At 39.4% G+C, this 6,450-nt stretch carries 6 protein-coding genes; all 6 read left to right on the top strand.

Annotated elements, in window-relative coordinates:
* Positions 1-668 precede the first annotated feature (668 nt).
* The 6 genes from rpmH to ABLB98_RS14185 all read left to right on the top strand — a co-directional run bounded on the left by rpmH (position 669) and on the right by ABLB98_RS14185 (position 6,224).
* A complete protein-coding gene (rpmH, locus tag ABLB98_RS14210) occupies positions 669-803 on the top strand; it encodes a 50S ribosomal protein L34 (RefSeq protein WP_000831329.1) in 135 nt (44 codons plus the stop codon).
* A gap of 27 nt (positions 804-830) precedes the next feature.
* Positions 831-1,226 carry a ribonuclease P protein component gene (gene rnpA, locus ABLB98_RS14205; protein ID WP_256413824.1) on the top strand — a complete coding sequence of 132 codons (396 nt, stop codon included), beginning with the start codon at positions 831-833 and terminating at the stop codon, positions 1,224-1,226.
* A 9-nt stretch (positions 1,227-1,235) separates the two neighbouring features.
* Positions 1,236-1,559: a membrane protein insertion efficiency factor YidD gene (yidD, locus tag ABLB98_RS14200; protein WP_004803336.1), complete on the top strand. Its 324-nt coding sequence runs from the start codon at positions 1,236-1,238 to the stop codon at positions 1,557-1,559.
* Positions 1,560-1,561: 2 nt separating this feature from the next.
* On the top strand, positions 1,562-3,322 hold the full coding sequence (gene yidC / locus ABLB98_RS14195) for a membrane protein insertase YidC (RefSeq protein ID WP_348883321.1): 1,761 nt from the start codon (positions 1,562-1,564) through the stop codon (positions 3,320-3,322).
* Positions 3,323-3,436: 114 nt separating this feature from the next.
* Positions 3,437-4,792 (top strand): tRNA uridine-5-carboxymethylaminomethyl(34) synthesis GTPase MnmE, encoded by a 1,356-nt coding sequence (gene mnmE / locus ABLB98_RS14190; RefSeq protein WP_348883320.1) that lies wholly within the window; start codon positions 3,437-3,439, stop codon positions 4,790-4,792.
* A 205-nt stretch (positions 4,793-4,997) separates the two neighbouring features.
* Positions 4,998-6,224, top strand: coding sequence for a tyrosine-type recombinase/integrase (locus tag ABLB98_RS14185; RefSeq protein ID WP_348883319.1), 1,227 nt, complete (start codon positions 4,998-5,000; stop codon positions 6,222-6,224).
* Positions 6,225-6,450: the final 226 nt, after the last annotated feature.

Here is a 6,450-nt window from a genome sequence, read left to right as displayed (position 1 = left end):
GTGCATCCCCTAATATCCATTTTAAATTCAAAAATAAAGAAACCACCACTCCCATCTTTCGAAGGGGTCGCCATTCTAACCAAGTTATCCACATCTGTCAGGCAAATTTATGAGACTTTTGCCGAAAAAGAAAGCATTTGATTATAAATTTAAATTTAAAACCACTTGTGCATAACTTTTTGCACAAGCTGTGGATAGTTTTAGTGCTAAAGTTATCCACAATTTATAAAATTAATAAAAACATGGTTATCCACAAAGTAAATCCTTGTTTAAACGTATAAAAACATCAATTTCCACAGAAAAAATGCATACTAATAAGAATAAATTTAAATTTTAAAATTTGAATTTACTTATAAGATTGGGTTGGGTTGTGGATAACTGAGCATATCGAAATTTAAATTCAAAATCCAAGAATTAAATTTAAACTAGAATCTTGATTGTTGATAAGCCTGTATGTAAGCTGTGAATATAGTTGAATATTGATATAATATAAAGGGATAGCTTGTGTATATTTTTTTGTTTTCCATCATGCGAGATATTTGCTAGGTGTTTTATTGCTCCAAAACAGAACAAACAAAATGTAAAGTTTTTGATTTTTCATTGACAGCGTAAACATTGCACAATAAAATCGCGGACCTTTATAGAAAGATCATTTTGGGAGTTTCGATATGAAACGTACTTTCCAACCATCTGAATTAAAGCGTAAACGCGTTCATGGTTTCCGCGCTCGTATGGCTACTAAAGCAGGTCGTCAAGTTTTAGCTCGTCGTCGTGCAAAAGGTCGTCATAGCTTAACTGTTTAATACTGTTAAGCTGACCAGATTTGGGTGATGGCACTTTACAGTTTCGGCATTGAATCTCGTATTCGTTGTGCCGCTGATTACAAAAGTGTATTTGATGGTGCACTTTTTAAAGTGCACCAGCCCCATTTCCTTTTTTTAGCAAAATTAACCGAACAGCCAAATAGCCGTTTGGGTATTGTCGTTGCTAAAAAGAAAGTACGTCGTGCTCATGAACGAAATCGAATAAAACGTCTTGCTCGGGAGAGCTTTCGCTTACACAAAGTGGAATTTAATGCTGATATCGATATTGTGGTGATGCCTAAAGTTGGTATAGAAGCAATCGCAAATCAAGAATTACATCAACAATTAGAGTTTGCTTGGCAAAAATTACAACGCTTAGCAAAAAAGCATTCAAAAGCTGTTATAACATCCTCACAAAATTAGAGATCTCCAATGGTACGATTACTACATTGGTTGATAAGATGTTACCAGATTGCTATTAGTCCATTATTGGGTCCTCGTTGTCGCTATATTCCTACTTGCTCGCAATATGCGATTGAAGCATTGCAAACACATGGGGCGGTCAAAGGTGTCTGGTTATCGACTAAACGAATTTGCCGCTGTCATCCTTGGGGCGGCTCAGGCTACGATCCAGTACCACGCAAAGCACTTCGTTTTATTTCGTTTCATCAAATAGATTCTCAAATGCATCACGTTGCTGTACCCTTTCGTGATCGTTTATTCAAGCAAAATCTCTCTAACCATTTGGGATTATAGATATGCAACAATGGGCCAGATTTGCAATTCTTGGAGCCATGTTTGTTACCGCATATTTGCTTATTTTGGCTTGGCAAAAAGATTATGGTCATGCTGCACCGGCACCGCAACAACAAGCGGCGGCTGTGACTGCACATGAAGTATCTGCAGATTTGCCAAACGCTCAAAATGCAACAGCGGCTTCAGACTTGCCACAAGCAAATGTGACTGCATCACAAACCACAGAGCATAATACATCTGTGAGTCAGCAACTGATTTCAGTACAAACTGATCTTTATCACCTGTGGATCAATCCAAAAGGTGGTGATATTGTCCGTATTGAATTGTTAAGCCATGATGAAAGCAAAGACAGCGATAAACCGTTTGTCATGCTGGAAAGTGATGCGAAACGTACTTATGTCGCTCAATCTGGTTTAATTGGTTTAAATGGACCAGATAGCAGCCGTAGCGGCCGTCCAATGTATGATGTTGAAAAAACAGCGTATACTTTGGCGGATGCGAAGAGCGTTGCAGCAAAAGATGGTAAGACACATCAAGTGTTGACTGTGCCATTGGTATTTAAAACACCTGAAGGTGTGGAAGTGATCAAGTCGTTCACCTTCACGCAAGGTGATTACCCAATTACAGTGAAACATCAGGTTGTTAACCGTAGTCAGCAAAACTGGCAAGGCCAAATGTTTGGTCAGTTAAAGCGTGATAATTCTGATGATCCAGGTAAATCTTCTCAAGGTATCTTCACTTTGGGAACTTATCTTGGGGGTGCATGGGGCACGCCAGATGCGCATTATAACAAGTTGAAATTTGCGAATTTTAATGACGAAAAATTAAATGTTGAAGCCAAAGGCGGCTGGGTTGCCATGGTTCAGCATTATTTTGTCAGTGCTTGGATTCCTGGGAATTTAAAACTGACTCAGGCTGATGGTCAGCCTTATGCTGCAAAATTAGAATCACGCCAGTCTACTGATGGTATGAATATCATGGGCTTCACCTCTCCAGTGATCAATGTACCTGCGGGTACGTCAATGGAAGTGGATGCACAACTTTATTCTGGCCCAAAAATTCAGTCTGAACTTAAGGATTTGGCCGATGGTTTAAACCAGACGGTTGATTATGGCTGGTTATGGCCAATTGCCAAGTTATTGTTCCTGGGCTTGCAATTCTTCCATAATCTTGTTGGTAACTGGGGATGGTCAATTATCTTATTGACGATCTTGGTGAAGTTGATTTTATGGCCACTTTCTTCAAAAAGTTATCGTTCGATGGCGAAAATGCGTGTGATTGCACCAGAAATGCAACGTATGAAAGAAGAATTTGGTGAAGACCGTATGCGTTTCTCACAAGAAATGATGGCCTTATATAAGCGTGAACAAGTCAATCCATTGTCTGGTTGCTTGCCGTTATTGCTACAAATGCCGATTTTCTTAGCCTTGTACTGGGTGTTGATGGAATCCGTTGAACTTCGTCATGCACCGTGGTTAGGTTGGATTCAAGATTTATCTGCGATGGATCCATGGTTTATCCTGCCGTTGATCATGGGTGTGACCATGTATGTTCAGCAAATGCTGAACCCACAACCGACTGATCCAATGCAGGCAAAAGTGTTCCGTATCATGCCAATCATGTTTACGGTATTCATGTTGTTCTTCCCTGCTGGTTTGGTGCTTTACTGGATCGTCAACAACAGTATTACCATTTTGCAACAATGGTTTATTAACAAAGGTGTCGAAAAAGACCGTCTCAACAAGGTTGAATCGAGTTCTTAAGTTCGAACTTTTACTGAATAAATCCGCTTAAGATGGTAATCTTAGGCGGATTTTTCTTTGTCTGTATTTAGGGTTCCTGTTTCATAACCCTCGTGTTTTTTAGGTGAATTTAACATGCAACATCAAACCACAATTGCTGCGATTGCTACCCCATTAGGTCGTGGTGGTGTGGGCGTGATTCGTCTGTCTGGGCCAAAAGCTTATGCGATTGCAGAGCAACTAACCCAGAAAAAACTTCCTGCTGCTCGCATGGCAGGTTTCCGTCAGTTTTGTGATGCCGATGGCTCAGTGATGGATGAGGGCATCGTGTTATGTTTTCCGAATCCTCACTCGTTTACGGGTGAAGATGTGGTGGAGTTGCAGGGGCACGGTGGTCCAGTCATCCAGAATGCTTTGCTGGCACGTTTGCTCGATTTGGGCGCGACTGCTGCAAAGGCAGGTGAATTTTCCATGCGTGCCTTTGAAAATGGCAAAATGGATTTAGTACAAGCGGAAGCGATTGCTGATTTGATTGATGCCACCTCACAGGCGGCTGCACGTTCGGCAGTTCGTTCCCTACAAGGTGCATTTTCAACCAAAATTAATACGCTTTTAGAAAAGCTCATTCACTTGCGTTTGCATGTTGAAGCCGCGATTGATTTTCCAGAAGAAGAAATTGATTTCCTTGCCGATGGCAAGATTTTAGCTTTGCTGGATGATGTACAGGATTCGGTCAAGGCAGTACAGCAATCTGCACGCCAAGGACAGCTATTACGTGAAGGTTTGCAGGTGGTGATCGCGGGTAAGCCCAATGCGGGTAAATCGAGTCTGTTAAACGCACTTGCAGGGCATGAGCGTGCCATTGTGACCGATATTGCAGGTACTACTCGTGATGTACTACATGAAAAGATCAGTTTAAATGGCTTGCCGATCACCTTAACTGACACTGCTGGTTTACGTGAGACGGGCGATATTGTGGAGCAGGAAGGGATTCGTCGTGCAATCAAGGAAATCGAACAAGCCGATTTGCTGCTGTTGGTGTATGACTTGAATCAAGGTGATGAGCCATTGCAATTGGCGTATGAATATTTTTCAGAGCATCTTGAGCCAAAACGTTTGCTATTGATTGGCAATAAATGCGATTTAACGGGTCAAGATGCCACATTAAGTGATTATCAAGGCTTCCGTCATATCAGTGTCTCCGCAAAACAAGATATGGGTGTTCAGGCGCTCATAGAAGCGATTACAGCGCATGCGGGCTTCCAACCTGAGGAAGACACCTTTATCGCCCGAACACGTCATTTAGATGCAATGAAGCGTACTCAGCGCTATCTTGCAGAAGCACGTGAGCAGTTAGTTGTGTTTAATGCAGGTGAACTTGTAGCTGAATCATTGCGACTGGCTCAAAATGCCTTGGGCGAAATCACGGGTGATTTCAGTGCTGATGATTTACTCGGAAAGATTTTTGGTTCATTCTGTATTGGAAAGTAATCTCGCTTTTAGCCCATATTACAATACATTCCAATAAGTTCTAATATGAATTAAATAGCATTAAGTTTTAATAGCTTAGTGCTTTTTTTATGTCTTTTTATTGTTCCAATATGTTCTATGTGTTCATCTGGTGCTATGATTTTTTTAGTCACCCATTAGCTACGTGACAATAAAACCATATTTTTATGCCTGAGTGACTAAAACAATGTCAAAGATAAACGGCCTGCTTTTCTCTACTGATAGAGAGATTCAAAACCTGAAGCCACAGGACAAGCGATATTCAGTTAAAGACAAGCTGAATAATGGGCTGTTTATTGAGGTGAAGGAATCAGGCGTTAAGTCATGGCACTATCGTTATTCACTTAATGGCAAGCAAGAAAGACTAGTTATAGGCCGTTATCCTGACTTGTCATTGAAGGATGCTAGACAGGTTCGAGATGAGTCAGCTTCAATGGTTGCTAAAGGGATATCTCCCAAAAAAGAAAAAAATGATAAAAAAATAGGTAACAGTAAAAGCATATTATTTAAAGATTATGGTGAGCGTTATTTGAATGAAGTGATTAGTAAAGATAGAAAAAGCACTTACAATATGATGCTGTGTTTAAAAAATGATATTTATCCATTAATTGGTGAATTACCATTGAAGTTGGTAACTGTTGATGAAGTTAGAAAAGTAATATGGCGTAAAAAAGATCAAGGTTATGATGCCGCTGCCAATCAGGTGCGAGGTTTGTTAAAGAGGATGCTTGATTACGCGGTAACATTAGGAATGATTCAATTTAATCCCGTGTTGTCGATACCGACTCGGCATGTTTGTAAAGCTAAACCCCGAGACCGATTTCTAACGGAAGCAGAGATTAAAGATTTTTATACTGCTGTTTTTACTTCAAGAATTTATAAGGCTCGGAAATATGGTCTTTTATTATCATTGCTGACCCTGGTGAGGAAATCAGAATTATTAAAAGCGAAATGGGAACACGTCGATTTTGTGAATAAAACTTGGCTAATACCTGAGACTAAGGGGGATGGTAATTCAGGTCATTCTCGCGAAATGATTGTGTATATGTCTGACCAAATCATTTCAATATTAAATGCATTAAAAGTTATTGCTGGCAATGAACCTTATGTATTTGTTGGGCGGAAATCTGGTACACATATCAGTCACAATGCATTTAATACAGCACAAAAAAATGTTTTGAAACTTACAACTTTACCGCCATTTACTATTCATGATCTACGTCGAACAGCTAGTACTCATTTACATGAGCAAGGTTTTAACACTGATGTGATTGAAGCCAGTTTGAACCATACGATCAAAGGTGTCAGAGGTGTTTATAATAAAGCATCTTATAAAAAACAACGTATTGATATGCTTCAAAAGTGGAGTGATTACATTTACGGTCTTATCGGTAGCATACCTTTGGTTAAATAATTTTATTGATATTAGTTTTATTGATTTTTTTATTTTTAAAATTGATGTATGTACACGATAGTTGAAAAAAGTATTTGCAATTTAAAATTTATACCTTAAATTAGCCTCATTGATTTTTATTAAATCAATATGGTAGCAGCCTTACAAGTTGCTGAATTTAATGGCAGATTTTTTGTCTTTAATGTTTGTACCTTATTTATCAATTCTGGTGACAGCAGATTGAATT

The organism is Acinetobacter yuyunsongii (assembly GCF_041021915.1).
Classification (GTDB): domain Bacteria; phylum Pseudomonadota; class Gammaproteobacteria; order Pseudomonadales; family Moraxellaceae; genus Acinetobacter.
Note: the sequence above shows the minus strand (reverse complement) of the source record. Positions and strands in the feature narration are given on the sequence as shown.

Coding starts and splice junctions, on each gene's coding strand:
- yidD (WP_004803336.1), top strand. CDS start 1,236: ATGGTACGATTACTACATTGGTTGATAAGATGTTACCAGATTGCTATT.
- rpmH (WP_000831329.1), top strand. CDS start 669: ATGAAACGTACTTTCCAACCATCTGAATTAAAGCGTAAACGCGTTCAT.
- yidC (WP_348883321.1), top strand. CDS start 1,562: ATGCAACAATGGGCCAGATTTGCAATTCTTGGAGCCATGTTTGTTACC.
- mnmE (WP_348883320.1), top strand. CDS start 3,437: ATGCAACATCAAACCACAATTGCTGCGATTGCTACCCCATTAGGTCGT.
- ABLB98_RS14185 (WP_348883319.1), top strand. CDS start 4,998: ATGTCAAAGATAAACGGCCTGCTTTTCTCTACTGATAGAGAGATTCAA.
- rnpA (WP_256413824.1), top strand. CDS start 831: ATGGCACTTTACAGTTTCGGCATTGAATCTCGTATTCGTTGTGCCGCT.